Here is a 24,042-nt window from a genome sequence, read left to right as displayed (position 1 = left end):
AATGCAGACCATATCCGACAACGCGGCCAATGCTATCAAGGAAATTTTCGGTCGCAACAAGGCGCTGATCGGCATGATACATTGCCCGGCCTTTCCCGGAGCGCCGCGTTACCGGAACGCAAGCATGGATGCGATCTACGATGCGTGCATGCGCGACGCCGAACGCCTCGTTGAAGGCGGCATGCACGGTCTTATCGTCGAAAACCACGGTGACGTTCCCTTCTCCAAACCAGACGATATCGGACCGGAAACCTCAGCCTTCATGAGCGTGGTGACGGACCGCATCGTTCGCGCCGCCGGCGTGCCCGTTGGTATCAATGTGCTGGCCAATGCTCCCATCCCTGCCCTTGCAATCGCCATGGCGGGCGGCGCAAAATTTATCCGCGTCAATCAATGGGCAAACGCCTATGTGGCCAATGAGGGCTTCATGGAGGGACGTGCAGCCGAGGCGATGCGCTACCGTTCATTGCTGAGGGCGGAGCACATCAAGGTTTTTGCCGACAGCCATGTGAAGCACGGCGCCCACGCCATCACGGCGGATCGCAGCATTGATGAGCTGACGCGCGATCTCGCCTTCTTCGACGCCGATGCCGTGATAGCGACAGGACAGCGGACCGGAAACAGCGCGTCTCTTGAAGAGATCGAGGAGATCGGCGCGGCCACGCATCTGCCGCTTCTGGTCGGCTCAGGGGTCAACGAAGGCAATATTATCGAAATCCTCAAACGCACCAATGGCGTAATCGTGGCGTCATCGCTGAAGGAAGGCGGCGTCTGGTGGAACCCGGTCGAACTGTCCCGGGTACGTTCTTTCGTTGCAGCGGCTCAGCCCGGCCTCGATGGCTGAAAAGGAGACAGCAATGGCAAAACTTTCGATCAACGGCGAAAGACTGCTCGCAAATCTCGATCGATTTGCGGCGATCGGCGCGACTGAAAAGGGCGGCGTCAACCGGCAGGCGCTGACCGCACTGGATCGTGAGGCGAGACGACTGCTGGCGAAACTCGCCATTGATCGGGGGTTTTCCGTGTTTCAGGATCCCCTTGCCAATCTTTTCATTCGGAGGAGTGGCCGCGACGAGAGCCTTGCACCGCTTCTGATCGGCAGCCATCTGGATAGCCAGCCGTCAGGCGGCCGGTTTGATGGAGCGCTGGGAACGCTTTCGGCATTCGAGATTCTCGAAACGCTCGAAGATTTCGGAATAGATACGGAGCGCCCCATTGAGGTGGTCGCCTTCACCAATGAGGAAGGCTGCCGCTTCGCTCCCGGCTGCATGGGCTCCATGGCTTTTGCTTCCGGTAATATCCCCGAAAACTGGCTTCATCTTGCGGCAACGGATGACGGCGCCGGTTTTGCAGGTGAGCTTGACGCCACCCTGAAAAGCCTGCCGGAAGCGACCATGCGCGATCTTGGTTTTCCGGTCTTTGCTTTTGTCGAGGTACATATAGAGCAGGGTCCATCCCTTGAAAAACAGGGCGTGCCCATCGGGATTGTGACGGGCATACAGGGTACACGCTGGCTGGAGGTGTCAATCACCGGCCAGACTGCTCATGCCGGCACAACAGCCCTAGCATATAGACGCGATCCTTTTCATGCCGCGGTCAATGCGCTGGGATCGCTTTTCCCCGCCATGATGCCGCTGGATCCTGCGGCCCGGTTCACCGTTGGCCGAATGGCGTTGCAGCCCGGTGCCGTGAACGCCATTCCACAATCCGTGACTTTCACCGTCGATATCAGACATCCCTCATCAGAAACACTCGACGAAATGGAGAGCAAAATCCGCGCGATCGTGCACGACGCTGCGATGGACCAAAAATGCGAAGCGACGATTGGACAGATATTCGACATGCCGCCGGCGAATTTCCAGGATGGCATCGTGTCGGCATTGGGCCGCGCCGCACGGGAGCGCGGTTTTTCGACCGAACGCATGTTGTCAGGCGCATTCCACGATGCACTTTTCATGAACAGGGTCGCACCATCGGCCATGATTTTTGTGCCGTGCCGCGACGGTCTCAGTCATAACGAGGCAGAGCATGTTGAACCTGAACATAGCATAGCGGGATGCAACATGCTTTTCGCTTCGGTTCTTCAAATCCTGTCATAGGTCACCTTCGACGACCGTGGGACAGGATGCTTGCGCATGGCCTGATCAGCTCGCTGGGCAATCCTGCCATTTTCCACAACGTTATCGGTTTCCGACCGAGCTTCGAGGTTTCAGCTCGGCAGATACTCCGTGCTCCAGCTCTGGCTCGCAACACCGTCCTCAAGCAGCTTCTCGATCTCTTTTTCCGTATAGCCGACCTCTTCGAGGACCTTGACGGTTGAGGCACCGTATTTTTCCGCCGGCGGCGGAGAGACGATCGAGCTGCGGCTGGGGCGAATGGCACAGGGATCGAGCTGCGTCACAACGTGGCCGCTTGGATGGTCTGCATAAATGGAGAAAGAATAACTTCCTCTGTCTACACCGTTCGTCCCGTCGGCTTGCCGTGAATAGCGGGATCGCAACGCGTCGATATTGTCGCAAATCACCGCTCCGAAACCTTCCCGTTGGAGCTTCTCCAACCACGATTGAGAGGTATCGCCGGCAAAAATACTGGAAAGAAATGCGTCGCGTTCGTCTTTCGGCAGACTGGCTATTCCTTTGAAGTCGTCCAGGCAGTCAAGCTTTGGCACATCCTGCTCATTTGAGCTGAACAGCAGATAGTCGCCGGAAGCGGTATAATAAAAGCGGGTCAGGGCATCATATCCCGCCACGTACCGACCGGCAGGTTCGTTGAAGAGACTTCTACCGCGATAGTCATAGGAGAATGGAATCTGGAGGAGCCCGCTGTTTGCAGACAGAGACGTCCGTCCGCGACCAACCCGACCGGTTTTCAGTTTTTGGTAAAGGGCCGCCGCGACCCCCAGTGCACCGCCGAATCCGCACATAACGTCGATCGTACCGACATGCGCATGTTCTTCCGGTTCGTGCATCGAGCCACCGAAACGGAGCATGATGCCGGTCGCTGCCTGGACCAGGTCGTCATAACCGACATAATCGGTCCTCGGGCCACGGCTCACGCCGCTAAAGCAGTCGAGTTTACAGAAAATGGCATCCGGGTTGATTGTTTTCAGCGTCTCGGCATCAAGCCCCATGTTGAGGATCTGATTGTCGGGCGCATTCCAGACGATGACATCGACCGACTTTATCAGGGCCTCGAGCGCCTTTTTACCCTCGGGCGCTTTTATGTCGATGAGCGCCGATTGTTTTCCGCGCATGTGCGACATACCGAAAATCACGGTATTCCAGCAATCGTAGAGAGGCGAGGCAGGATCAAGCTTGATCACTTCGGCACCGAAACGTGCCAGATAATAAACACAATGCGGACCGGCGATCACATTGCAAAGGTCGAGCACACGAACGCCCTGTAGCCAACCGCTGCGATCATCGGGATTGGTTATGCGTGGAAGTTCGGTCTTCTCATTCTTCAGCAGGGATAACGCGGTCGAAAACTCGACCCACCGCCGGGGCATTGGAGAGAGCGCTTCAGCGCCGCTTTCCTCGAGCCAGACGACCGGCCCAGGCTGGATCATGGTCCCATATTCCGGGTCCTTGACATCGATCATAAGACCCGCCGTCTCAGCGTGGTCGTCGTTGATCCATTCCTGCAGCCAGCGCTGCGGAGCGCCGGGAAAGCCGCCACGCCCGAATATGCGCTCCCACTCCTTTGCGGTCCGCGTGATGAACACCTCCTTCATTCTTGCCGCGATCTTGTCGGCCCAGAACTTGGGCAAAGGGTAGACGCCGAGCGATACATCGGATTTCCATTCAGAGGTCGGAAGATATGTATCTTCCTCCTCCGTCAGCCCGTCGGCCACGAGCTCATCGTAGATGCCGAGCGCTTGCAGGCAGCGCTTCGCGTGGTTCTTGTGGCTGGGGCAGACGACGTAAAACATCCGTCCGTCCTTGCAGAGGTAGCTTCTGTAAAACGGATCCAGAAGTTCCTGCAGATCCTCGTAACTCAGGTTCATCGGCAGGCCTTCGGCCCGGCGGCGAGCGATTTCCTGCTCGCGCTGCGTGATATACCGATCCGGGAGCCCTTCGATCTTGATCGAGTTGTAGCACAGTCCTTCCATGACGGCGCTGGCAAGCGGCACCTCGATGTGATCGCCAAGCCCAGTGCGCTCACGCGCCTGCAAGGCGAGGACTGTTGCAGACGACGCCAGCATGGCGCCATAGGCCGAGGCCAGCGGCAGCGGGGAGAAGGACGGGTTGACGCCCATGAGCACCCGATTGAGGCCCATATCCGTAAAAACGCCGGAGCTTGCCGCGATGACGCTTTCATAGGCGCGCAGCTCACGCCTTTCCTCGTCGTTCGAAGCAAAGCCGGGGATGGAAAGCGTGATCAACTCCGGCCGTTCCTGCCTGAGCGTTGAAAAATCTATTCCGAGCGCCGCCAGTTTGCCCGGGCGAAAATTTTCGATGACAATGTCTGCTTCCGCGATGAGCGCCAACGCCTGATTGCGGCCCTCAGGCACCTTCAGATCGATGTTGACGATGGCTTTGTTGCGATTGAGCGTTGCATTGGCTGGGCTCTGCCACAGCGGGCCGCCAGGGGGATCGATATGCACGACAGTCGCACCCAGATCGCCAAGGATCATGGCCACCGCCGGGCCGGCAATATATTGCCCGAAATCAACCACCCGAACGCCGGAAAGCGGAAGCGTGGACCGTGCGGTCGATGTCATCTCTTTAAACCTCCCCAAGAATTTTCTATGCGTGTGCGTCGGCAATGATCCAGCCGGCCGCCTTTTCGGCAATCATAAGCGTCGGTGCGTTGGTGTTGCCGCTTGTGATCTTCGGCATGATGCCCGCGTCCACGACGCGCAGCCCTGCAACTCCGCGTACCCTGAGGCGACTGTCGACGACTGCCGTCGGATCGTCATCGCGGCCCATTTTCGTCGTACCCACCGGATGGAAGATGGTATTGGCGATATCGCCCGCAAGCCGCGCCAGTTCCTCATCACTCTGGAACTGCGGACCTGGCTTCCATTCCTCAGGCCGGTATTTTGCCAGCGCTGGCTGCGACACGATTTTGCGCACCTGGCGGAGGCTTTGGGCAGCTATCCCGCGGTCTTCTTCGGTGCTGAGATAGTTCGGCGCAATTGCCGGCGCGTCCGACACTTTGCCGGAGCGAATCCGCACGCTTCCAACGCTGGTCGGGTTCAGATTGCAAACACTGGCAGTGAAGGCGGGAATAGTGTGCAGCGGCTCACCGAACGCGTCGAGACTGAGGGGCTGGACGTGATACTCCAGATTGGCATGGGCCTGGCTTTCATCGGAACGCGTGAAGGCGCCGAGTTGCGAGGGCGACATGCTCATCGGACCACTGCGTTTCATCGCATATTCGAGCCCGATCATTGCTTTGCCAAAAACGCTGTTGGCGAGCGTATTAAGCGTTTTCGCATTACCGACCTTGAAGACCGCACGAATTTGCAGATGGTCCTGAAGATTTTCACCGACACCTGGCAGGTCGTGTTCGACCTCAACGCCGTGACGCTTCAGCAGTGCGGCGGGCCCGATGCCCGATAATTGCAGGATTTGCGGTGATCCGATTGCACCCGCAGAGAGAATAACCTCTCCGCGCGCCCCAACCTCCGTGCGCTGCCCGTGGCGCTCAACCATGACACCGATGCACCGTTTGCGACCGGACGCCTCTTTTACAAGGATCAAACGCTCGACATGAGATTGCGTCCAGATCGTCAGGTTTGAGCGGTTTTTCACGGGGCGCAGGAAAGCCTTGGACGTGTTCCAGCGCCAGCCGGAGCGCTGATTGACCTCGAAATAGCCCACACCTTCATTGTCGCCGCTGTTGAAATCGTCCGAACGCGGAATGCCAGCTTCCACGGCGGCCTCCGCGAAGGATTCGAGAATGTCCCATTTCAGACGCTGCTTCTCGATCCGCCATTCGCCGCCATGGCCATGCATGTCGGAGAACCGGCTGTTGTCGCCGGTCTTCGGATCCGCGCCATCGTCCAGCCGGTAATGATCCTCATGCGCCTTGAAATCGGGCAGGCAATTTTGCCAGGACCAGGCATCATCGCCGGTTGCCGCTGCCCACCCGTCAAAATCGCGCGCCTGACCACGCATATAGATCATGCCGTTGATCGATGAGCAGCCGCCAAGCGTCTTGCCGCGGGGATAGCGCAGCGAACGGCCGTTCAGGCCGGCATCTGGCTCGGTTTTATAAAGCCAGTCTGTGCGCGGATTGCCGATGCAATAGAGGTAGCCGACCGGGATATGTATCCATGGATAATCGTCCTTTCGGCCGGCTTCCAGCAAAAGAACACGTTTTGACGGGTCACGGCTGAGGCGATTGGCGAGGAGGCAGCCTGCGGAGCCACCGCCAACAATAACGTAGTCAAAAACGTCGCGGAAAGTTCCGGAACCACCAGTCCTCATCGGGTTGCACCCCCATCGCGATGGAACGCCACATAATTATAAGATTGGACACTTTGCCGTGGCATGCCATGCTCCCTCCCTGCTTTAATTAGATGCATAGCCAACATTGGCTCGTAAAATCCAATGACAAATTCAACCGAGCATTATAAGTGAAATTAATATGCTGGAAGGTATCGATCTGAGAACATTACGGGCGTTTGTTACCGTGGGGCGGGAAGGAAACGTCACCCGAGCCGCCGAGCAACTGCACGTCACGCAGCCGGCGGTGACGCTTCAGTTGAAACGCTTGGCCACTGACACCGGGCTGACCCTGTTCCGGCGAACCTCGACGGGTTTGGAGTTGACACAGGAAGGTGCGCTGTTGGCTGCAAAAGCCGAGCAAGTGCTGGCGGCGCTGACGGACTTCGGTCAGACGGCCGGTAATTTATCGACGAGGGTCCGGGGCAAATTGCGGATCGGCACGATCATCGATCCTGAATTCACACGGCTGGGCGCCTTTCTGAAAGCGCTTCTTGAAAGCGGACCGGGTATAGAAACAACGTTGCGTCACGGAATGAGCGGTGATGTGCCGGAGAGGCTCAAGCGCAACGAGCTCGACGCCGGTTTCTATCTCGGTGACCCACGGGACTATGACCCGTCGCCCGACGTCACTGGAGAGAATACCGCATCGCTTTTCTACGCTCGCTCACTTGCCCAATTGACCTATTGCGTCGTCGCTCCGCCATCGCTCGCAAGCTTTGTGCGAGGGGCCGATTGGTTACAGCTTGCCTCCCTCCCATGGATCGGCACGCCACCCGCATCGGTCCATAATCGGATGCTGGCCCGGCTGTTCACCAAACTTGGCGTTCGCCAACACATCGTGGCCCAAGTGGACCAGGAAGCGTCCATGATCGCCATGACGCGCACGGGGGTCGGACTAAGCCTTTGCCGGGAATCGATTGCCCTGCATGAACAGCAGTCTCATGGACTGGTCATCGCGGACAATGTGAAGCTCTCGACGACCTTGAGTTTCCTCTGCCTGGAAGCGCGTATGGGCGATCCTTCTATCATCGCGGCATTCGACGCAATTAGACGCGTTTGGGTCCAGTAGGCCGGTTGCCGGTCAATGGTGCCCGAGGCCTGTTTCAGAAACACGTGATCTCCGTCGGCCTGTCAACGGTAAGAAGCGAGAGGGCCGGAGACTGGGTTATCTCGGGAACATCGTTTGATCACTGGAGTTAGGGGCGCTTCAACCAAGAGGAGAAGCACGATGCCCCGTGGCGACAAGTCTTCCTATACGGACAAACAGAAGCGCAAGGCCGAGCATATCGAAGAAGGATATGAGGATCGCGGCGTCGGCGAGAAAGAGGCCGAGCGGCGTGCCTGGGCCACCGTGAACAAGGAAAGCGGCGGCGGCAAGAAATCCGGCTCCGGCCGCGGTCATGCCGAGAACCACGCCTCTTCCGAAAAGGGTGGCCGCAAAGGTGGCGAGGCAGCTGCTGCAAGACCGAAGGCAGAGCGATCCAGTTCCGCCAAAAAGGCCGCCGCCACCCGCAAGCGCAATGAGCAGCACGCCCAGCACTAAGCGGGTGCGCAGCAAGGATTTACCGTCAGAAGGAGTTACCGCGATGAAAGTCCAGGAGGTCATGACGCATGATGTGCGTGTCGTGAATGCGGAAGAAACCATTCAGGAAGCAGCCCGCATCATGGCGGAAATCGATGCCGGTGTCCTGCCGGTCGGCAAGGAAGGAAAGTTGGTGGGAATGCTCACCGACCGGGATATCGCAATTCGCGCAGTTGCCGAAGGCAAAGGTCCGGACACCAAAGCGAGCGACATCATGTCCAGGGAAGTGAAATACTGCTTCGATGACGAGGATGTGGAAGATGTCTGCGGCAATCTCGGCGACCAGCAGATCCGCCGTATTCCCGTCCTCGACCGCAACAAGCAGCTGGTGGGGATCCTGTCCCTCGGCGATGTCGCCGTGGAAACCGACGGCAACGGCGTGGGCGAGGCATTGGCAGCGATCTCCCGTCCTGGCGGGACCCATAGCCAGTCGGGCGTGCAGCCGCATTAACTCTGTGGCCCCGAGCCTGTTTGGACTGGCTCTACCGACTAGATCATCACCGGGGAGGGCCGCACGGGGCAAGCCGCTGTGCGGCAACGGGAGGACCAGATGTACGACAATCACGGCGCCAATCATGAGGGGAAAGCCCGCGCCGCCGGCCATCCCTATGCGGCTTTCGCCGTTAACATGGTCCTCAGCCTGGTGGTTATGTACCTCGTAATGTTCTCCATGATCGACGGCTGGGGCGACTTCCGGAACAATCTCAACATGGTCTACATGGCCCTAACCATGGTTGCGCCAATGGGCATCCTCATGCTCGCGACGATGGGTGGGATGTATCCGAACAAGCGGCTGAACCTATTTCTTCATGCCGGTCTTGCCCTTCTCTTCGTGGCGGCTTTCACCGGTACGCGCAACCAGACCCTGATCGGCGACCGACAATTCATTGCTTCGATGGTCCCCCATCATTCCGGCGCCATTCTCATGTGCAGAAATGCTAGGATCACCGATCCGGAACTTATGGCACTCTGTGCGGAGATTTCCCGCGGCCAGCGCGCCGAAATCGAGCAAATGAACGCAATCGACGAGCGCCTCCACACAGAGATCGGCGGTCCTTCGAGATGATCGCCAGCGTCTCTGGCCGCGCCCGTTGACGTCGCCGCGTCGTCATCCTGCGTTTCCCGGGGGCATGGCGGCTCACAGGAGTTCCGGGACTTAATATTACATGAGGAGCAATTTTCTGCTGCACGGCCCCCAGCCCTCCTTCGCGCTTCGCGTGATAGGGGCCAAAAGCGAGTGCCGTGCGTCTATCGCGATTTCCCGAATTCCTTGCGAAGCTCATCCTTCGCGTCTTCCAGCACTTCCTTGCGATTTCCGGGCAACGTCCGGCCAGCACGGTTGATGTAAAACACCAGCATCGACATTGCAGACCGGAAAGGGCTGGTCTTGCGCCTGGAGGATTGTTCCGCCGAAGCTTTCAGCGAACGTGCGATCTGTGAAGGATCGTCTTTGGTGAACACCTCCTTCTCAAGATCGAGCGCATCGCTTTCCCTGGTCACCTTCTGTGACCACTTCTTTTTCTTTTTTGCCTTTTTCATCGTTCTCTCCCGGCGGATAATTATTTTCGTTCGGGGTCATGGGTGTGGTGACTGTCACGCTCACCCCCTCCCCCGGAAACCCTGCTCTTTGAACGTTTGTCATTGTCTGCCGCAGGTTTCTTGATCTCCAGTGGGGCCTTTGCGTTTTCATGGGAAGAGCCCGGCCCGCCCTGCCGGATACTTGCCGGTGTTTTCGTCGAGGTGGACATTTATTCCTCCTGTCGTCGGGTGGCAGCGGACAAGCCGCTGGCCTATTGGTCGTCGCGGGTTTTCATTGCATCGGAAACACGCTTCTTCCGTGGGTCCTTGAGATTTTCACCGACAGCATCCCGATCGTGCTCGGGGTCGTCCGTGGGTTTCATGTAGCCTCTGGGTCGGCTTTCCTTCGGCCCTTCCCATCGCGGCGATTGGTCGGTGGTGCCGGGAGCACCGTCTCGTGGAGAATTATTGGTCATCATTGCCTCCGGTTGGGTTCAACGCTCCCCAACCACTTTGCTGGGGCAATGTTCCGCGAAGACGGGGAGGCAACAGCGGAATTTTTTTCGAAACAATTGCACGCTCCACTGGTTAGGCGACCCAGAATTCAAACCGAGGGAACAGAAGATGACGGATAAATCCGGAAAAACCGATCGCATCTCCAGAATGGCGCATGAGCAGCAGCAGGACTTTCTCCGACGCTCATCCCTGCACTTCCTGGAATGCGCCATCCATCTATGCGCGACGAATATGAGCATTTCCGAACTTGCCGCACGGCTTGAAAAACAGGCGCAATATTTGCGGCAGTTTGGCTAGGGATAGGCCACTCCATGCGTCAGCGGCGACCATCGTTTCTTGGGAAGACCCGCAATGCCAAGATTTTTCTTCAATGTAATCAGCGGTAAAAACGTCCTTGATGACCCGGAAGGAAGCGAGCTCCCTTCCCTCGACCAAGCGATCGAAGAGGCGCGCAAGGACGCCCGCGCCTTGATGAGCGAGGCGATCCTGCAAGGGCGTGACATCTCCGAAGGATGCATCATCATCCGTAACAAGCAGCATGACTTACTGAAAGTCGTCCGTTTCAGCGATGCGCTGGACCGAAAGGACTGAAAGGGCATCATCCGTCCGCATACGGGCCATCAGTGTTTCATATTCTCTTTCGGGGACGCCATAGGTCATGTCGGCGACGTCTTCCAGTATACCGCGATTGACAATGCGGACATTTCCGCGGCTGGCGCGAATGGCATGAATGCCTTCGAGAACATGCAGCTCGTTGGTAATGCCAGGCCGCCGCACCCCAAGAACGGTGGAGAGAAACTCATGGGTAATCGGCAAATCATCCATATCGAGGCGGTCATGACACATCAGCAGCCAGCGTGCGAGCCTTTCCCGCAGACCATATTGCCCATTTGCCAGCACAAGCTGGCTGGCCTGAAGCAGGCAGATGTTGATATAGCCCAGCAAAAGCTCACGCAGTCGCGCGTCTTCCTCCATTTCCCGCCGTATTTCAGCGGCCGGAATCAGGAAGCCACGACCGCCCACGCCCATGACGGTTTCGTCCGGCGTGGTTTCCGCGCCCAGCAGAACGGGCCAGCCGGTGATGCCCTCTCGCCCAACAAGCACGGCTTCAATGCTTTTGCCGCCGTCATCATGAACGACCGTCGATGCAAGACCGGTTTCGATAAAACAGAGATGAGAAATGGGCTTGCCAGCGGCAACGAGCCGATGTCCCGCCGGCAGATCCACGGGCTCCAGCCGCGACGCAAGCTGCGACAGGCGTTCTGTGCCGAGGGTCTTCAACAATCGGTTATAAACAAGAAAATCTGATCCAAGCATAGCGGTTCGCCCGGTCGCCCCTTTGCTCGAAAAAACATCAACCTGCGGCGGTCATATTAGCAGCGGAAAATCCCATGAAAACAGTGAGTACGTTTCCGTACGAATTGGTAGAACGGATCGTTCCTACCGCGCAGATGGACGCAAGTTCAAATTTTGGCCCATTTTTGAGGCAGCATCATATATCGAAACCCGGTCATTGGGTATGTGGACCCCCACCGTCACGGCAGGGGAGAAATGGCCGTATCTGCGGGGAGCCACCACCTTGGCAAGAAGTACGCGCAAAAACCGTCTGCCACCCGCCTTCCAGCCCGAAAGCGCCAGCGCGCCCTCACTTGGCGCTTTGCGCAAGGAAGCGGAAAGCTGTGAAAGATGCGATCTCTACAGGAACGCCACCCAGCTTGTTTTCGGCGACGGCGACACCCGGGCGCGCGTAGTCCTCGTCGGCGAACAGCCCGGCAATGAAGAAGACCTGAAAGGACGGCCTTTCGTTGGTCCGGCCGGTCGCCTGCTCGACGAATGCCTCAAAGAAGCGGGTGTGGATCGTTCGCAATGTTATGTGACCAACGCCGTAAAACATTTCAAATTCGAGCAGCGTGGGAAACGACGTCTGCATGCCCGCCCGAACGGCGGGGAGGTGCAGCGCTGCGCGTGGTGGCTGGGTGCAGAACTGCGGCTTGTCGAGCCAGACCTTGTCGTGGCGATGGGCGCCACAGCCTTTTACGCGCTGACGGGACGCGCAAGCGGCGTGACGAAGGAACGCGGGCATGTTCTTTTGACGCCGGCCGGCACACGCCTTCTCGTCACCATCCATCCATCTTATCTGCTGCGCCTTCGCGACCGGCAGGAGGCGGATCGACAGCGCCGCGCCTTCGTCTCCGACCTGCACAAAATAGGCGAAATCCTTGGCGCGACGACTTAGCCAAACCGGCCTGCCGCAATCGCCCCAACGTGAGGAACAAGCTTCTCCCATCGTGGTTAGGTGCGACCGAACAGGGAGGCTTGAACACCATGGAAAAGAGCATCGAATATCAAATCATCGCGCATGAGAACGGGTGGGCCGTTGTCGTCTCTGAGGTCATGAGGGCAGTTTATCCCAGCCGCCACCTGGCTTTGGCGGCTGCGAAGCTGCTGGAGAGCAATGTGGTCCCAACGCAGGAGGCGGAACGCCTTGCTGCGACCGCCCATCTGACCCTGACCGACACCACGGCAACGAACCGGTTGCGCACCCCCCTGCAACTGATGGTGGCTGTGCCCTATCAGGTGGATATTCCCTTGCGGCGAAGAAGCGAAGAAGTCTGCTTTCCATCGATCGGCAGCCTCGATCTGGCAGCTGGCAAAGTATAGACCGGAACACATCCCGGCCTCGCCTCACACCGCGCGGCCGGGATGTGTTCCTGTGAGAAAATAGAGTGCAATCGCAACAGCGAGGGCGAATACGACCAGCGTATAGACCATCATGGTTTTCCACGTCCGTTTGCGCCCTCGAAAATCGCCATCATCTATGCCGATGGGCGAGAATTTCGAGTCGAGCCTTTCACTTAACGGTCGGTTCATATCCTGTTCGGGCCTGATGCTTTCCCGCGGCGCATCAGCCATGTCATTATTTTTCCCCGCCATCGGATACCTCCCCTATGGATGAATACAAGTTCGCATGGACCTGACCTAAAGACGGATTTGATCGGTGGAAACGGCTTTATGGCTCACGCCCGCCTCCAGGCAGGCGGCAATCAGGTGTTCCCGCGCAACGGTTGAGGAGCCATTTCGCAACAGAGCGAGTCGGCAACTCCTGAGGGCAAGACGATAGTGGACACCGGTTTTTACCGGCCAGTGTTCTTCCAGCAGAGAGATTGCCTCTTTCATGTCGGCGATCAGAAACTGCCGGCTGACCAGCGAAATCTCAAGCGCACCGGCACCGATCAGCGGAATGGTGGTCATTGTCTTATCTTCCCTCGCTAACACCGGCTCGCATCTCGAAGAAGGAGATCCTTTCAATCCGGAAGACGCCCCAACCCCGCTCATGCGCAATTGTTCCGCCGCAAGACGCTAGAACATCAGATCATTACCTCTCGAATTCGAGTATTGGCCGCTTTTTTTCGGGATCAATTTCTGACACTGCAGCAGTTCCCTCGCGCTTATTTGATAAATTCAGTGACCGGGCGGCTGAAATCGTCTTGCTCAGGCGTTATGGTGGGGGAACAGGCACACGCATGCCGATGGTGCGCGAGGAGTAAAGCATGCAGACCGTTAAACGCCTCACCATCGCAATCATCGGCATGACAGATACTGTCACATCGGAAATCCGAATGGCGTGGTTTCATGCCCAAATCGGCCTGGAAGGACCCTACTCCGCCAGCTTCATTGAAAGTGAAGACGCTCTCAAATTTGCCGCGGCGATTATTGACGTTCGTTACGAGGCGGACGTCATGCTGCGTCTCACCGAACAACTGGACGAAGAGGCAATTCCTTATCTTTTTTTCGTGCCAGAGACGGTTATTGACAGCGAGCCGGGACCTTTTGTCCTCTCCGGACGTTCGGAAGACATCGAAAACATTGTTTCCGCTTTGATGGCTCAAGGAGGGGGCATCAGACATTAAAGCGAGGCACGTGTTATGTTGAAACAAGCTGAGGGCGATGGCGAAAAGAATTTTCTGCTTTCTCTTCTGCCAGATGACATCAGGCGTGACGTAACGGGCGTCTGTAAGCCCATCAAGCTCGCATTGGGCGATGTATTGATTTCCGCCGGCGCGCCCGTCGAGCGTGTTTTCTTCCTGTCATCCGGCATTGCCTCCGTCGTGGTCGTCACCAAATCAGAGCGCAAAACAGAAGCGGGGCTTGTCGGGAGAGAGGGATTTGTGCCGACAGGGGCGGTCGCTGGCGCGGAAACAACCCTGACCGAAATCGTGATACAGGCTCCCGGCGAAGCCCTTGTCATGGACATGCGGTCGTTTGAAGCGCTTCTTGAAAAATATCGGGTCTTTTTCGAGATTCTTGTCTGTGCACTGCACATCTCAAGAACGCAGGTGGAATACACGGCGTCTTCCAATGCCACCCAGTCCGTAACGGAGCGGCTCGCCCGCTGGCTCCTGATGTGCCACGACCGCATAGAAGGCAATCATCTGCCACTGACCCACGACTTTTTGTCCACCATGCTGGCCGTCAGGCGCGCAAGTGTAACGGACGCCCTCCACGTTCTCGAAAGCCATGGGTTCATTCGTTCCGAAAGGGGAAGAATTACGATCAGGAACCGCGAGATGCTCGAGAACTATGCGCGCGATCTCTACGGCATGCCTGAAGAGGAAAGCAATCGTGTGTTCGCCCGCTTTCTGCGCGAATACCAGTCTGAAATCCCGCTTGACGACCTCGTCATTGTCGAAAGCAGCGGGGTTCGGTAGTCCGCACGACCTTCTCAATCGTCGTTCGGTACGCTTCCGAACATTTACGTTTGGCCATTTCCCTATAGTATGGGTTCATCTTCCCTCACGCTGTGAAATGCAGGATGCGTTTCAAGGAGGTGAAATGCACGCCAATCACGAGTACCAGAGTTCCGGAATTTTTCTGAACGAAGACATCAACATCGTTAAGGCAGCCTACGAGAATGTTCTGTCCGCAGAACGCGATCCGGCTTTGTGCCGGGCAGACGTCGCCCGCTATGTCCTGAAAATGTATGATCGCGGCGTTGTCGATCCCCTGAAACTTCAGCGGCTCGCAACTCTCTATTTTCGAACCAAATTGCTTGTCGGCTGATTTTCCAGCCTTACGCGTTGTCGGTTCGGCTTGGTCTCAGGTTCGATGACGTCTTAAAAGACGTTCCTCTACGGTTTCGGATAATCGCGTACCTCGTCATGCCCAGGAACGGAATGATGCGTTCCGGTTTCCCATTCATCCATCCGTGGCGTCACTCGCCTGCAATATGAAAGGCGTCGACGGACGGGGGAACAAACCTGCGCAAGCATGGTTCGGGTCGCTCCACGAACTCATGCCGGACGAGGTGTAACATGACCAGGAAAACACTCCCCATTCCCGAAGAGAACAGAAGCCAGCAAGGGCCCGGCGACAACGACCGTCTGAACACGGAAGAAACCTCCGCCGTCAAGGAACAGAAGGTTTCAACCCAGACCGGGAGGCAGGCAAACATAAAGATAAACACGACACATCAAGGTCACCAGCAGGACAGGTAGCGCCCACCTGTCTGCGGCGTGCGGCCGGCTGTCACCAGCACTCAGTCCAGATTTCGACGTAGCGACTCCCTCGCCCTGTTGACGCGGCTTTTGATGGTGCCCACCCGGCAGCCGCAGATGGCGGCGGCATCGGAATAACTCGTCCCTGCCGCCACGAGCAGCAGAGCTTTTTTCTGGTCCTTGTCGAGATGGCGGATAGCCCTCATGACCTCCTGATGCTGCACACGCCATTCTTGGCTGGCAGGGGTAGACATGGATTGCTCGATACCGACCGGCAAGCCGACGCATTCACGCCTCGACACCTTGTAGCGAGTGCAGAACGTGTTGCGCAAAATGGTGAAGAGCCATGATTTCAGCGCCGTGCCGGGGGTAAAACCATGCAGGGCCCGAAGCCCCCGCAACATCGTCTCCTGAACGAGATCGTCAACATCCTCCTCGTTTCTGACGAAGCGGCGCGCAAAAGCCGTCAGGGCCGGCGCCAGCTCCGCAATACCGATGCGCAACTCCTCCAGCTGCGCTTCACTCAATGTGTTTCCGGAAACTCCACTCACAGCGTGCTTGGCCATTTTCCCATCCTTTCACTATGGGGAAATGTCTCGGCGGACGCTTGGTTGCTGTACGCCAACGTACAATGGCGACATCAATGAGGATTTCGACGACGTCGATTGGAAAAGCGCAGGCGCGCGCGAAGCTTTAGATAGGACAGTTGGTTTCAGGCCTCATCTACACCCTTGGGCGGTTGCCTCCGCCACCTCTCTTCGATCATGCGTTCCGCGTTCTTTCTCGCCTTTTCCCTGTCCCGGCGGCTTTCTTCAGTATCGACGGACCGGGCATCGTCCGTACCGGGCTCCGGCTGGGTGTCCTTGTCGGGTAGGCTCATCGCTTCATCTCCGCTTATGGTTGCAGGAATGGCGGATCCGCTATCCGGCAGGTCTTCTAACCGCAGCGTCATGGAGAGGTTCCGATCTTGCTGAGGCATTGAGGGAACAGCGGTGCTGTAAAACTGTTAGGGAGGGATCAAGGAGGATGTCATGAACAAGAACGACAAGCTGAAGCAAATTCACAAGGACAGCGAACCGCAATTTGCGCGCGGTAAGAAAACCTCGAAAAACAACGGCGTGGCGAGCGCGAAGCCAAGGGTTATCACCGGTTCGGACGACGCAACCGCCAACAAACTGCCGCCCGGCGTCAAGAAACCCGAGAAGGACTGGGATTTGAACTATGACGAACGAGATACCAGCGAGGGCAATTTCCAGGGTTAATCCGGTCGCACACCACAACCTTCACCGAGCCAGGTCCTCGATCGCAAGTTCGATGGATTGTGGCTCGGCGCCCTCCTTTGTCTGCACTCTCAAGACGCTGCCGGTGTTCAGCACGCCCTCAAGCACCGTCCGCTCCCCCACGATGATCTTAATCACCTTGGGGGTCGCCGCCTCGATATTGAGGCTGTTGCTGGTTTCGTGATCAACGGTTTGGGCCACGGCGGAGCCTCCGGTTCTTGTAAAGATAGGCGGCCTAACTTCGCTAGGGGAGCCTTGTTCCTTGTCTTCGGTGAAGACCGCTGGCTGCTTCCGCTAATCGCCCGAAGCAATTCTGATATTAGGGTCTCATGAACCGCGGAGCGGATTGCCTGGGAAGCGCCGCAAGGAGGGTCGCTGTATCGCACACCTGCAACTGCGTCGAAAAACGGCCAGACAGCAGCTTCAACGCCGCATTGTGTGTCGCATCCCTTCCGCTACAAAGCGCGTCTTCGACCAGAATGACGTAAAAACCCTGGTCTATCGCTCCCAGAACGGTGGCGAGAACGCAGACATCTGTTTCACCGCCGGTAATCACCAGTGTTGAAACCCGTTCCTCCCGCAGGATGTCGCCAAGGCCTCCATGCAGCCAGGGTGAGTACACGCTTTTACGAAAGATACGGGCGGGCGGTATGTAGCGCGACAGCGCTGGTATAACACCGATCAGTTCCGGGGCCAGCGACTGCTGCGTCATCATCGGCCATTTTTCATAATAGGCCCGCCATGCACCGGCGGCCTGCTCTACAGATTTCGGCGGCACAAAACAGGTGAAGATGCATCGGGCGGGATCGCCTTGAACCACAGCCTCCACCTCCTCGCTGATGCGGTCCATCCATTCGACATGCCATGGCGTATCCTCGGCGAAAACGCGTTGCATGTCGACGCACAGGTGCCGCCAGTCTCCCTCGGCAGAGAACTCGATCAATTCCTCCTCCCTATCCGCCGGTCTCGCTGTGAGGAGCGGCAACGGGTTTCGATTCCGGCGACCCGCGGAAGCGCAGGAAGATGGAGAGAATGACGAGAACCGCGGTCGAAAGAAACTCCGATTGCCAGTTCTGAAAGGATTCAAACCAGAATTCCACACTTCCCAGATGCGCAAATAGCGTTGTCTCGGGCTCACTGTGCATGGCGGCTTCGACTGCCCCTGCGTCAGCGCTGTATTTCAGATGGAGAACAAAACTGACGATGAAAAGGAAGAACAGCGCCAATCCCAGAGAATAGGAATAGAGGGTGCGGATAAATCCCCCTGCTTTCACCGGCCAGGGCGCCTCGGGATCATCTGCTTTTTGTGCGGGATCTTCGTCCTGCGATGCAGCTTTATCGGGGTCTTTGGATTCCGACGAGCCTCTCTGAAAAAGAAACGCGGTCAGCATGACATACGCCGACATCTGGAGAAATTCGCTCTCCCAGTTTTCGAACAGGGCAGAAAGAAAATGGCCGCTCTTTGCGTAGGAAAGAAGCGTCAGGGGCATCGCCTGATGCTGCGCGAGCTCCTCGTTGTAAACGACCCAGCCGGTCGCAAGCATGCCACCGATCGTCAAAAGGGAAGTCAGGACAAGGACAATCGTCAATCCATTGTCGCGAAACAGCCTCATGGTTCAGCCTCGCATGAAAGAGACAACTGTAAAATTGGACGCGCCGCCGGTATCGGCGGCACGTCCGCGTGACGGCTCATGCCGCCTTGGATTTAGCCTTCACGTTGGCGCGTGCCTGGGCAAGCGAAGAGAGAGCCGTATCCGTTGCGCTTTCCTCACCCAGCGTCTGCTCGAACAGTTTGGCCGCTTCCTTCATGCCGAGTTCGACCGCCCATGTCTTCAAGGTGCCATAACGGGTGATCTCGTAGTGCTCCACGGCCTGCGCCGAAGAAATCAGCCCGGCATCGAGCGCGGCGGAGCCTTTGAACTCCTCCATGATTTCCTCGCCTTCCGAAATAATGCCCTGGATCGCTTCGCAGGTCTTGCCGCGTGCCGGCTTGCCGAGCAACTCGAAGACATTCTGCAATCGCTCCACGTGGACCTCGGTCTCGTCCCTGTGCTTTTCAAATGCCGCCTTCAACTCCGCTGACTGCGCAGCCCGCGCCATTTTCGGAAGCGCCTTGAGAATCTGGCGTTCCGCGAAATAAATATCCTTCACCGTATCGAGGAAAAGGTCTTCCAATGTCTTCTCAGCCATTTTTAGTCTCCTGTTGCTTGGTGGTGAGTGAGAGTGGGTGTTTCATTGCTTATCGACCGGCACGGAGGCCTTGCCGAGTTTGAGCGACGGTTCGCGCGCCCAGACTCGAAGTTTGCCGAGCTCTGATACGAAGGCAGCCAGTCCTCCTTCACCCGGCAATGGCAGCATGCCTTCATCCATGACATCGGCAATTCCCGCTTTTTCCAGTAACGGCAGCGCCGACTGGTCGTAGCCAATGAATTTGCAGTGCTGGAACGCATCGGCGACGAAATCCCGCGCAGTTGCCTCCTTGATCAGCTCATCGATGGCCGCCGCCGATGTCAGCAGCGCCACCGCATCGAAAAGCACCGAAGGCCCGCCATCAATCATGTGATGTGCCTCGACGAAGGTGCCGTCCGACGCCGTTACCCCGCCGACCTTGGGCGCGATAAGCTCGAAGACAGCTTTTTCCGCCTCGACCGCTTTGGTCAGTCCCTTCAGCAGCTTGGCGTCTACGCCGTCGGTAATGAGAATGCCGAGCTTGCGACCCTCGAACCGTTTGGGACCCCGCTGAACGATACTGAGCGCCGGCGACGGCTCCAGATCCTGACGGGTTGGCATGGCGGCATCCGCCGGTTTCGGCATGGCTTGCAGGCCGAGCTTCTGCGCCACCGTCGCGGCAAGCGTTTCGTCGATATTGAGAAGATGCGCGACCATCCTCTCACGAATGACGGGAGTTTCCACCTTGCTGAGTTCGAAGGTGAGCGCCGATGCGATATGACGTTGTTCAGGTGGCGTCTGGCTGATGTAGAACTGGCGCGCCTGACTATAGTGGTCGGCGAAACTTTCCGGCCGCAACCTTGCCTTGGCGCCCTGCTCCTCGGCAGGGAAATGCCGGAATCCACGCGACGGCGATTCCCTTGGCCCTTCCCCGAAGGAATTGGGCTGATAATTCGCCCGTCCGGTCGGATTGTGCATCGCCATATGGCCATCCTGCTGGAAATGCGCGAAAGGACACTTGGGCGCATTGATGGGCAAATGCGTGAAGTTCGGCCCGCCGAGACGCTTGAGCTGCGTATCGAGATAGGAAAAATTCCTGCCCTGCAGCAGCGGATCATTGCTGAAATCGATGCCCGGCGGCACGTTCTGCGTCATGAACGCCACCTGTTCGGTCTCGGCAAAGAAATTGTCCGGCATCCGGTCTAGGACAAGCCGGCCGACCGGTTTGGGCGCCAATATCTCCTCGGGAATGATCTTGGTGGGGTCGAGAACGTCGAAATCGAAGCTGTCGGCGAAATCCTGATCAAAAAGCTGAACCTGCAACTCCCATTCCGGAAAATTGCCGGACTGGATCGCCGTCCAAAGATCGCGCCGGTGAAAATCGGGATCGGCGCCGTTGATCTTGACCGCCTCGTTCCACGCCACCGACTGCAATCCGAGCTTCGGCTTCCAGTGAAACTTCACGAAGGTCGATTGCTCCTTCGCGTTGATGAATCGGAAGGTGTGGACCCCGAAACCTTCCATGAACCGGAAGGAACGCGGAATGGTCCGATCCGACATGATCCACATGACCATGTTCATGCTTTCAGGCGTGAGACTGATGAAATCCCAGAAGGTGTCATGCGCGGTTTGTGCTTGCGGAAAGGCGCGATCAGGCTCCTGCTTGGCGGCATGGATGAGATCCGGAAACTTGATCGCATCCTGAATGAAGAAGACGGGAATGTTGTTGCCGACAAGGTCCCAGTTTCCCTCCCTGGTGTAGAGCTTCACGGCAAAACCGCGCACATCCCGCGCAAGGTCGGCCGACCCCTTGTTGCCGGCGACGGTCGAGAACCGCACGAAGGCCGGGGTCTTTTCACCCGCCCGCTGAAACAGATCGGCCTTGGTATGGGCGGCAAGGGAGTCGTAAGTCTCGAAATAGCCGTGTGCGCCGTAACCGCGCGCGTGAACCACGCGCTCGGGAATTCTCTCATGATCGAAATGGAAGATCTTCTCGCGAAAATGGAAATCATCCACGACAAGCGGCCCGCGAGAACCGACCCGAAGGGAATTCTGGTCGTCTGCAACCGGCCCGCCCTGCGCGGTCGTTAGCACGGGCTCGTCGCCGGTCGCGGTCTGGTGCAGTTCTCCGCCATCCCCCCGAAGAAGCTTCTGGTCGTGAATGGTGGCGGTGGCGGATGATGAGGTGGAATCTGGTTTTCTGGCCATGTCAGCTCCTGCAAGGCGTTGACCGGAGGCGATGGCAAAACCATGCCCCCGGCTGACGGGTGAGTTCGTCAAATTGCGGAGCGGCGGTACCGGTTACGCTCCTGCTCAACATCTTCCGGCGCATAAGGTCTCGACGCCTCGTCGAAGCCCGTCCAGCCCTGTTCGCGATAGGCCGCGCGGCGTTCCGCAGGGTCGACCCAGCCCTGCCGCTTGAGCACGGCCTCGGCCTCCGGCACCAGATTATCTTCCACGCGGGCGGTGACCAGCGTACCGCCCCTGCGAACCCCTTCGGCGTAAAGATTGGCATCCTCTTCGGAAACGCCCGAGCGAGTCATGGCTCCGATAAGCCCGCCGGCCGCGCCACCGGCAACGGCGCCGCCCGCTGCACCGACCGCTGTTGCGGCAAGCCAGCCCGCTGCAACCACCGGCCCCACGCCCGGGATCGCCATCAATCCAAGCCCCGTCAGCAGACCGCCCGCGCCACCGACAAGCGCACCGATGCCGGCACCTGTGCCTGCGCCCTCCGCTGCGTTGGAATCGGAATCCTCTCCATGCCGCCTGTCGGCGTTGCTGCCGACGATGCTGATATCGCTTGACGGCACGCCCGCTCTTTCCAGTTCGGAAACGGCGGCACTTGCATCGTCATAGTCGTCGAAAAGTCCGGTTACGGTTCTCATGTCACTTCTCCCAAAATCCTGCGCGCCTCACTTGGCGACGACGTTGCCCTGATAATCGAGCGCTATGGCCACGGTCTTACCGCCTTTCATGCCCGATGCCATCCACACACCCTTGTCGTCCTTCGTCAGGTTCTTGACCTGCGTGTACCCGGCCTCTTCCATCCTCTGTTTGGCCTGCGCTTCAGTGAAGCTATTGGCGCCCTCCACCGGAGCAGTCGGATTATTGGCGCCCGGTGTCGCGACAGCCGGCGTATCGCCACCCGGATTGGCGGTTGGCGTCTGCTGGGCGAAAGCCGACAGCGCACCGCCGCCTAAGAGCAACACAACGAAAACAGTTTTCTTCATGTGGATTTTTCCTCCGCTAGGATCATGGATTGCGAGCCTCCCTTTCGGGAGCTTCCTCCGAGAGACGGGAAACCCATCTCGGGCCGGCATGAACGCCTCTCGAACAAACCGACATGCAGAGAGTTCCGAAAATAATTATCGGCAGGGGAGAATGCCGCCTCCCACGATGATCGCCTTACCCGCCACGCCGGACGGGGTATGGTGAGGAGTAGCAGCCGTTTTATACGACGTCCTTGGCGGAAAAGCCGGCAGTGCCGGCCTGATAACGTCAGTCCTTGTCGCCCGGATATTGACTGTTCTTAAGGAGCAGAGCCAGGTGCACCGTGTTGCGCACAAGCATGCTGACCATGGTTTTAACGGCGTCCGGCGTTTCATCGAGATCGACGAAATTCTTCGAACCCATTGCTTCTCCCACCCAGTAGGCAACCGCATTTGCGGGAATAGTGAAGCCGACATCATTCAGGGCCTGGAAAAGTTCCGCCGAAACATGGTGAGCACCGTCTTCATTTCCGACGACCGCCACCGCGGCGACTTTCCCATAGGAAACCATACGCCCCTGCGCGTCGGTCTCGTCCAGAAAGGCATCCATGCGCTCCAGCGCTCTTTTGCACACGCTCGAGGGCTGTCCGAGCCATATCGGCGTTCCAATCAGAAGAATGTCCGCTGCAACGATCTTTTCACGGATGGCCGGCCAGGCGTCCCCCTCGCCTTCATCGGACATAACGCCAGGCTTGATGTCATGATCGGCAAGCCTGATCGTCTCGGTTTGCACATCATGATTGCCGAGCTCCCGAAAGATCAATGTCAGCAGTTTTTCGGTCGACGACGGCTCTGCCGACGTGGAGGACTTGAGTGTCGCATTCAATGCTAAGACCTTGAGAGACATAATAGCTCCTTCTGTCAGCGGGCTTTGCCGCATGTTGGTGTAAGTGACTATGTCCCGGCGACAGGAGACGGCCACGGCCACCGCCACCGCCACCGCCAGCTGGCAAACCTTCTGACCTAACGCCGGGAAAGCAGTCGCGCTATGGCGTGATGCGGAGGTGGCTTTTCGCCTTCAGGTCCGTTTTCCTTTTCCAGCCGGGCGCGAATCTCCTCGATTTCTTCTTCCGTGAGATGCTCGATCCCGATAAAATCTGCGCGTGCCTGCTCCACGGCTCTCAGAAGTTCGTCCAGCTTTGCTTCCATCGCTGCAGAATCCCGGTTCTGCGAATTCTGCACGAGGAAAATCATGAGGAAGGTGACAATGGTGGTGCCCGTGTTGATGACAAGTTGCCAGACCTCCGAAAAGCCAAACAGCGGCCCGCTTACTCCCCAGACGATGATCGTGCCAAGCGCCACGACAAACGCAGTGGGCGAGCCTGAAAAGGACGCGGTACGGCTGGCAAAAAGGGTGAAGAACTTGTTCATAGCGTGCTGCACCTTACCGCTGACGCCGATTCCGACGCAAAAAACGCACCTGTCATATTGTCTAAGAGCGTCGGCTCGACAACGTGCGCTGCATTTAGGTTGGCACTAACAAAGGAAAAAGCAGATGGTTCCGAGGTTAGAGACCAGACGGAAATGAGCAGCCTCCAACTTCGCTTATCCATTAGGACAAAGCGGGACTAAGTTCGCTTAACGCTTGTCGTTATTTCATAAGTCCAGAAACACAAAAAACCCCGTCGCGGGTGCAACGGGGTTTTGTTTTGATATTGGTTGCGGGGGCAGGATTTGAACCTGCGGCCTTCAGGTTATGAGCCTGACGAGCTACCGGGCTGCTCCACCCCGCGTTGACTTGTTTTATTATAGCAT

Annotated in this window: 33 protein-coding genes and 1 tRNA gene; 14 read left to right on the top strand and 20 right to left on the bottom strand. The window is 57.7% G+C overall.

Annotation, left to right across the window (positions count from 1 at the left end):
• Position 1: 1 nt before the first annotated feature.
• Positions 2-844 (top strand): BtpA/SgcQ family protein, encoded by an 843-nt coding sequence (locus ACQZ40_RS21965; protein ID WP_065656263.1) that lies wholly within the window; start codon positions 2-4, stop codon positions 842-844.
• Between the two features lie 13 nt (positions 845-857).
• A complete protein-coding gene (locus tag ACQZ40_RS21960; RefSeq protein WP_080856775.1) occupies positions 858-2,099 on the top strand; it encodes a Zn-dependent hydrolase in 1,242 nt (413 codons plus the stop codon).
• A gap of 110 nt (positions 2,100-2,209) precedes the next feature.
• Here the strand turns inward: ACQZ40_RS21960 and ACQZ40_RS21955 are convergent, their stop codons facing one another.
• Together ACQZ40_RS21955 and ACQZ40_RS21950 are read right to left on the bottom strand one after the other, a co-directional pair.
• Positions 2,210-4,723, bottom strand: a complete 2,514-nt coding sequence (locus tag ACQZ40_RS21955) for a CoA transferase (protein ID WP_448748638.1) — start codon at positions 4,721-4,723, stop codon at positions 2,210-2,212.
• 25 nt (positions 4,724-4,748) lie between these two features.
• On the bottom strand, positions 4,749-6,437 hold the full coding sequence (locus tag ACQZ40_RS21950; RefSeq protein WP_271046660.1) for a GMC family oxidoreductase: 1,689 nt from the start codon (positions 6,435-6,437) through the stop codon (positions 4,749-4,751).
• Between the two features lie 160 nt (positions 6,438-6,597).
• Between ACQZ40_RS21950 and ACQZ40_RS21945 the strand changes: the two genes are divergently transcribed.
• The 4 genes from ACQZ40_RS21945 to ACQZ40_RS21930 all read left to right on the top strand — a co-directional run bounded on the left by ACQZ40_RS21945 (position 6,598) and on the right by ACQZ40_RS21930 (position 9,106).
• Positions 6,598-7,527, top strand: coding sequence for a LysR family transcriptional regulator (locus ACQZ40_RS21945; RefSeq protein ID WP_080856778.1), 930 nt, complete (start codon positions 6,598-6,600; stop codon positions 7,525-7,527).
• Between the two features lie 159 nt (positions 7,528-7,686).
• Positions 7,687-8,001, top strand: a complete 315-nt coding sequence (locus ACQZ40_RS21940) for a plasmid stabilization protein (RefSeq protein ID WP_104679587.1) — start codon at positions 7,687-7,689, stop codon at positions 7,999-8,001.
• Positions 8,002-8,044: 43 nt separating this feature from the next.
• Positions 8,045-8,491, top strand: coding sequence for a CBS domain-containing protein (locus ACQZ40_RS21935; protein WP_078051597.1), 447 nt, complete (start codon positions 8,045-8,047; stop codon positions 8,489-8,491).
• 99 nt (positions 8,492-8,590) lie between these two features.
• Positions 8,591-9,106 (top strand): DUF305 domain-containing protein, encoded by a 516-nt coding sequence (locus ACQZ40_RS21930; RefSeq protein WP_448748637.1) that lies wholly within the window; start codon positions 8,591-8,593, stop codon positions 9,104-9,106.
• Between the two features lie 182 nt (positions 9,107-9,288).
• Here ACQZ40_RS21930 and ACQZ40_RS21925 read toward each other — a convergent pair whose 3' ends face one another.
• From ACQZ40_RS21925 to ACQZ40_RS21915, 3 genes are read right to left on the bottom strand one after another with little or no spacing between them, the layout of a single operon-like run.
• Positions 9,289-9,579 carry a DUF3175 domain-containing protein gene (locus ACQZ40_RS21925; protein ID WP_174000082.1) on the bottom strand — a complete coding sequence of 97 codons (291 nt, stop codon included), beginning with the start codon at positions 9,577-9,579 and terminating at the stop codon, positions 9,289-9,291.
• A 20-nt stretch (positions 9,580-9,599) separates the two neighbouring features.
• A complete protein-coding gene (locus ACQZ40_RS21920; protein WP_078051594.1) occupies positions 9,600-9,788 on the bottom strand; it encodes a hypothetical protein in 189 nt (62 codons plus the stop codon).
• Positions 9,789-9,830: 42 nt separating this feature from the next.
• Positions 9,831-10,034, bottom strand: a complete 204-nt coding sequence (locus tag ACQZ40_RS21915; protein WP_035237037.1) for a hypothetical protein — start codon at positions 10,032-10,034, stop codon at positions 9,831-9,833.
• Between ACQZ40_RS21915 and ACQZ40_RS21910 the strand changes: the two genes are divergently transcribed.
• Together ACQZ40_RS21910 and ACQZ40_RS21905 are read left to right on the top strand one after the other, a co-directional pair.
• On the top strand, positions 10,027-10,371 hold the full coding sequence (locus ACQZ40_RS21910) for a hypothetical protein (protein ID WP_223215547.1): 345 nt from the start codon (positions 10,027-10,029) through the stop codon (positions 10,369-10,371). The two genes, ACQZ40_RS21915 and ACQZ40_RS21910, sit on opposite strands and share 8 nt — an antisense overlap.
• A gap of 54 nt (positions 10,372-10,425) precedes the next feature.
• Entirely contained in the window at positions 10,426-10,665 is a 240-nt protein-coding gene (locus tag ACQZ40_RS21905) for a DUF6894 family protein (RefSeq protein ID WP_078051592.1), read from the top strand.
• Here ACQZ40_RS21905 and ACQZ40_RS21900 read toward each other — a convergent pair.
• On the bottom strand, positions 10,618-11,391 hold the full coding sequence (locus tag ACQZ40_RS21900; RefSeq protein ID WP_065656253.1) for a Crp/Fnr family transcriptional regulator: 774 nt from the start codon (positions 11,389-11,391) through the stop codon (positions 10,618-10,620). The two genes, ACQZ40_RS21905 and ACQZ40_RS21900, sit on opposite strands and share 48 nt — an antisense overlap.
• A gap of 262 nt (positions 11,392-11,653) precedes the next feature.
• Between ACQZ40_RS21900 and ACQZ40_RS21895 the strand changes: the two genes are divergently transcribed.
• A complete protein-coding gene (locus ACQZ40_RS21895) occupies positions 11,654-12,310 on the top strand; it encodes a UdgX family uracil-DNA binding protein (protein ID WP_078051591.1) in 657 nt (218 codons plus the stop codon).
• An 89-nt stretch (positions 12,311-12,399) separates the two neighbouring features.
• Positions 12,400-12,735: a hypothetical protein gene (locus tag ACQZ40_RS21890; RefSeq protein WP_174039649.1), complete on the top strand. Its 336-nt coding sequence runs from the start codon at positions 12,400-12,402 to the stop codon at positions 12,733-12,735.
• 24 nt (positions 12,736-12,759) lie between these two features.
• Here ACQZ40_RS21890 and ACQZ40_RS21885 read toward each other — a convergent pair whose 3' ends face one another.
• Both ACQZ40_RS21885 and ACQZ40_RS21880 read right to left on the bottom strand, forming a co-directional pair.
• A complete protein-coding gene (locus ACQZ40_RS21885) occupies positions 12,760-13,008 on the bottom strand; it encodes a hypothetical protein (protein WP_125145403.1) in 249 nt (82 codons plus the stop codon).
• 45 nt (positions 13,009-13,053) lie between these two features.
• Positions 13,054-13,326 (bottom strand): DUF982 domain-containing protein, encoded by a 273-nt coding sequence (locus tag ACQZ40_RS21880; RefSeq protein ID WP_065656249.1) that lies wholly within the window; start codon positions 13,324-13,326, stop codon positions 13,054-13,056.
• A gap of 299 nt (positions 13,327-13,625) precedes the next feature.
• Between ACQZ40_RS21880 and ACQZ40_RS21875 the strand changes: the two genes are divergently transcribed.
• The 3 genes from ACQZ40_RS21875 to ACQZ40_RS21865 all read left to right on the top strand — a co-directional run bounded on the left by ACQZ40_RS21875 (position 13,626) and on the right by ACQZ40_RS21865 (position 15,135).
• Positions 13,626-13,985 carry a hypothetical protein gene (locus ACQZ40_RS21875; RefSeq protein ID WP_003520657.1) on the top strand — a complete coding sequence of 120 codons (360 nt, stop codon included), beginning with the start codon at positions 13,626-13,628 and terminating at the stop codon, positions 13,983-13,985.
• A 15-nt stretch (positions 13,986-14,000) separates the two neighbouring features.
• Positions 14,001-14,783: a Crp/Fnr family transcriptional regulator gene (locus ACQZ40_RS21870; RefSeq protein ID WP_448748636.1), complete on the top strand. Its 783-nt coding sequence runs from the start codon at positions 14,001-14,003 to the stop codon at positions 14,781-14,783.
• 124 nt (positions 14,784-14,907) lie between these two features.
• Positions 14,908-15,135 carry a hypothetical protein gene (locus ACQZ40_RS21865; RefSeq protein ID WP_065656246.1) on the top strand — a complete coding sequence of 76 codons (228 nt, stop codon included), beginning with the start codon at positions 14,908-14,910 and terminating at the stop codon, positions 15,133-15,135.
• 475 nt (positions 15,136-15,610) lie between these two features.
• On the opposite strand, the gene ACQZ40_RS21860 is transcribed toward ACQZ40_RS21865, so the two are convergent.
• Positions 15,611-16,135, bottom strand: coding sequence for a sigma-70 family RNA polymerase sigma factor (locus ACQZ40_RS21860; protein ID WP_078051586.1), 525 nt, complete (start codon positions 16,133-16,135; stop codon positions 15,611-15,613).
• Between the two features lie 146 nt (positions 16,136-16,281).
• Positions 16,282-16,521 (bottom strand): hypothetical protein, encoded by a 240-nt coding sequence (locus ACQZ40_RS21855; RefSeq protein WP_448748635.1) that lies wholly within the window; start codon positions 16,519-16,521, stop codon positions 16,282-16,284.
• A gap of 79 nt (positions 16,522-16,600) precedes the next feature.
• On the opposite strand from ACQZ40_RS21855, the gene ACQZ40_RS21850 reads away from it, so the two are divergent.
• Complete coding sequence (locus tag ACQZ40_RS21850) at positions 16,601-16,831, top strand: hypothetical protein (RefSeq protein ID WP_078051585.1); 231 nt, start codon at positions 16,601-16,603, stop codon at positions 16,829-16,831.
• 21 nt (positions 16,832-16,852) lie between these two features.
• Here the strand turns inward: ACQZ40_RS21850 and ACQZ40_RS21845 are convergent, their stop codons facing one another.
• The 10 genes from ACQZ40_RS21845 to ACQZ40_RS21800 form a co-directional block, all read right to left on the bottom strand.
• Positions 16,853-17,050 carry a hypothetical protein gene (locus ACQZ40_RS21845; protein WP_078051584.1) on the bottom strand — a complete coding sequence of 66 codons (198 nt, stop codon included), beginning with the start codon at positions 17,048-17,050 and terminating at the stop codon, positions 16,853-16,855.
• A gap of 118 nt (positions 17,051-17,168) precedes the next feature.
• On the bottom strand, positions 17,169-17,792 hold the full coding sequence (locus ACQZ40_RS21840) for a cysteine hydrolase family protein (protein WP_448748634.1): 624 nt from the start codon (positions 17,790-17,792) through the stop codon (positions 17,169-17,171).
• Positions 17,793-17,802: 10 nt separating this feature from the next.
• Positions 17,803-18,462 carry a DUF6766 family protein gene (locus tag ACQZ40_RS21835; RefSeq protein WP_174036483.1) on the bottom strand — a complete coding sequence of 220 codons (660 nt, stop codon included), beginning with the start codon at positions 18,460-18,462 and terminating at the stop codon, positions 17,803-17,805.
• Positions 18,463-18,538: 76 nt separating this feature from the next.
• A complete protein-coding gene (locus ACQZ40_RS21830) occupies positions 18,539-19,039 on the bottom strand; it encodes a YciE/YciF ferroxidase family protein (protein WP_125145398.1) in 501 nt (166 codons plus the stop codon).
• Between the two features lie 42 nt (positions 19,040-19,081).
• Complete coding sequence (gene katE / locus ACQZ40_RS21825; protein WP_448748633.1) at positions 19,082-21,226, bottom strand: catalase; 2,145 nt, start codon at positions 21,224-21,226, stop codon at positions 19,082-19,084.
• Between the two features lie 68 nt (positions 21,227-21,294).
• Positions 21,295-21,903 carry a general stress protein gene (locus ACQZ40_RS21820; protein ID WP_080820180.1) on the bottom strand — a complete coding sequence of 203 codons (609 nt, stop codon included), beginning with the start codon at positions 21,901-21,903 and terminating at the stop codon, positions 21,295-21,297.
• Positions 21,904-21,930: 27 nt separating this feature from the next.
• Complete coding sequence (locus tag ACQZ40_RS21815; RefSeq protein ID WP_003520643.1) at positions 21,931-22,248, bottom strand: PepSY domain-containing protein; 318 nt, start codon at positions 22,246-22,248, stop codon at positions 21,931-21,933.
• 268 nt (positions 22,249-22,516) lie between these two features.
• Positions 22,517-23,134: a flavodoxin family protein gene (locus tag ACQZ40_RS21810; protein WP_448748632.1), complete on the bottom strand. Its 618-nt coding sequence runs from the start codon at positions 23,132-23,134 to the stop codon at positions 22,517-22,519.
• Between the two features lie 116 nt (positions 23,135-23,250).
• Positions 23,251-23,658, bottom strand: a complete 408-nt coding sequence (locus ACQZ40_RS21805) for a low affinity iron permease family protein (RefSeq protein WP_448748631.1) — start codon at positions 23,656-23,658, stop codon at positions 23,251-23,253.
• Positions 23,659-23,943: 285 nt separating this feature from the next.
• Positions 23,944-24,020 (bottom strand) — tRNA-Met (locus ACQZ40_RS21800).
• Positions 24,021-24,042: the final 22 nt, after the last annotated feature.

It is taken from the genome of Agrobacterium sp. 16-172Ci, from assembly GCF_053522725.1.
This window is presented reverse-complemented; position numbering and strand designations above follow the sequence as displayed.

What these genes read in the sequence shown, in the direction of transcription:
- ACQZ40_RS21965 (WP_065656263.1), top strand. Translation starts at nt 2, where the DNA reads ATGCAGACCATATCCGACAACGCGGCCAATGCTATCAAGGAAATTTTC.
- ACQZ40_RS21960 (WP_080856775.1), top strand. Translation starts at nt 858, where the DNA reads ATGGCAAAACTTTCGATCAACGGCGAAAGACTGCTCGCAAATCTCGAT.
- ACQZ40_RS21955 (WP_448748638.1), bottom strand. Translation starts at nt 4,723, where the DNA reads ATGACATCGACCGCACGGTCCACGCTTCCGCTTTCCGGCGTTCGGGTG.
- ACQZ40_RS21950 (WP_271046660.1), bottom strand. Translation starts at nt 6,437, where the DNA reads ATGAGGACTGGTGGTTCCGGAACTTTCCGCGACGTTTTTGACTACGTT.
- ACQZ40_RS21945 (WP_080856778.1), top strand. Translation starts at nt 6,598, where the DNA reads ATGCTGGAAGGTATCGATCTGAGAACATTACGGGCGTTTGTTACCGTG.
- ACQZ40_RS21940 (WP_104679587.1), top strand. Translation starts at nt 7,687, where the DNA reads ATGCCCCGTGGCGACAAGTCTTCCTATACGGACAAACAGAAGCGCAAG.
- ACQZ40_RS21935 (WP_078051597.1), top strand. Translation starts at nt 8,045, where the DNA reads ATGAAAGTCCAGGAGGTCATGACGCATGATGTGCGTGTCGTGAATGCG.
- ACQZ40_RS21930 (WP_448748637.1), top strand. Translation starts at nt 8,591, where the DNA reads ATGTACGACAATCACGGCGCCAATCATGAGGGGAAAGCCCGCGCCGCC.
- ACQZ40_RS21925 (WP_174000082.1), bottom strand. Translation starts at nt 9,579, where the DNA reads ATGAAAAAGGCAAAAAAGAAAAAGAAGTGGTCACAGAAGGTGACCAGG.
- ACQZ40_RS21920 (WP_078051594.1), bottom strand. Translation starts at nt 9,788, where the DNA reads ATGTCCACCTCGACGAAAACACCGGCAAGTATCCGGCAGGGCGGGCCG.
- ACQZ40_RS21915 (WP_035237037.1), bottom strand. Translation starts at nt 10,034, where the DNA reads ATGACCAATAATTCTCCACGAGACGGTGCTCCCGGCACCACCGACCAA.
- ACQZ40_RS21905 (WP_078051592.1), top strand. Translation starts at nt 10,426, where the DNA reads ATGCCAAGATTTTTCTTCAATGTAATCAGCGGTAAAAACGTCCTTGAT.
- ACQZ40_RS21900 (WP_065656253.1), bottom strand. Translation starts at nt 11,391, where the DNA reads ATGCTTGGATCAGATTTTCTTGTTTATAACCGATTGTTGAAGACCCTC.
- ACQZ40_RS21890 (WP_174039649.1), top strand. Translation starts at nt 12,400, where the DNA reads ATGGAAAAGAGCATCGAATATCAAATCATCGCGCATGAGAACGGGTGG.
- ACQZ40_RS21885 (WP_125145403.1), bottom strand. Translation starts at nt 13,008, where the DNA reads ATGGCGGGGAAAAATAATGACATGGCTGATGCGCCGCGGGAAAGCATC.
- ACQZ40_RS21880 (WP_065656249.1), bottom strand. Translation starts at nt 13,326, where the DNA reads ATGACCACCATTCCGCTGATCGGTGCCGGTGCGCTTGAGATTTCGCTG.
- ACQZ40_RS21875 (WP_003520657.1), top strand. Translation starts at nt 13,626, where the DNA reads ATGCAGACCGTTAAACGCCTCACCATCGCAATCATCGGCATGACAGAT.
- ACQZ40_RS21870 (WP_448748636.1), top strand. Translation starts at nt 14,001, where the DNA reads ATGTTGAAACAAGCTGAGGGCGATGGCGAAAAGAATTTTCTGCTTTCT.
- ACQZ40_RS21865 (WP_065656246.1), top strand. Translation starts at nt 14,908, where the DNA reads ATGCACGCCAATCACGAGTACCAGAGTTCCGGAATTTTTCTGAACGAA.
- ACQZ40_RS21860 (WP_078051586.1), bottom strand. Translation starts at nt 16,135, where the DNA reads ATGGCCAAGCACGCTGTGAGTGGAGTTTCCGGAAACACATTGAGTGAA.
- ACQZ40_RS21855 (WP_448748635.1), bottom strand. Translation starts at nt 16,521, where the DNA reads ATGACGCTGCGGTTAGAAGACCTGCCGGATAGCGGATCCGCCATTCCT.
- ACQZ40_RS21850 (WP_078051585.1), top strand. Translation starts at nt 16,601, where the DNA reads ATGAACAAGAACGACAAGCTGAAGCAAATTCACAAGGACAGCGAACCG.
- ACQZ40_RS21835 (WP_174036483.1), bottom strand. Translation starts at nt 18,462, where the DNA reads ATGAGGCTGTTTCGCGACAATGGATTGACGATTGTCCTTGTCCTGACT.
- ACQZ40_RS21830 (WP_125145398.1), bottom strand. Translation starts at nt 19,039, where the DNA reads ATGGCTGAGAAGACATTGGAAGACCTTTTCCTCGATACGGTGAAGGAT.
- katE (WP_448748633.1), bottom strand. Translation starts at nt 21,226, where the DNA reads ATGGCCAGAAAACCAGATTCCACCTCATCATCCGCCACCGCCACCATT.
- ACQZ40_RS21820 (WP_080820180.1), bottom strand. Translation starts at nt 21,903, where the DNA reads ATGAGAACCGTAACCGGACTTTTCGACGACTATGACGATGCAAGTGCC.
- ACQZ40_RS21815 (WP_003520643.1), bottom strand. Translation starts at nt 22,248, where the DNA reads ATGAAGAAAACTGTTTTCGTTGTGTTGCTCTTAGGCGGCGGTGCGCTG.
- ACQZ40_RS21810 (WP_448748632.1), bottom strand. Translation starts at nt 23,134, where the DNA reads ATGTCTCTCAAGGTCTTAGCATTGAATGCGACACTCAAGTCCTCCACG.
- ACQZ40_RS21805 (WP_448748631.1), bottom strand. Translation starts at nt 23,658, where the DNA reads ATGAACAAGTTCTTCACCCTTTTTGCCAGCCGTACCGCGTCCTTTTCA.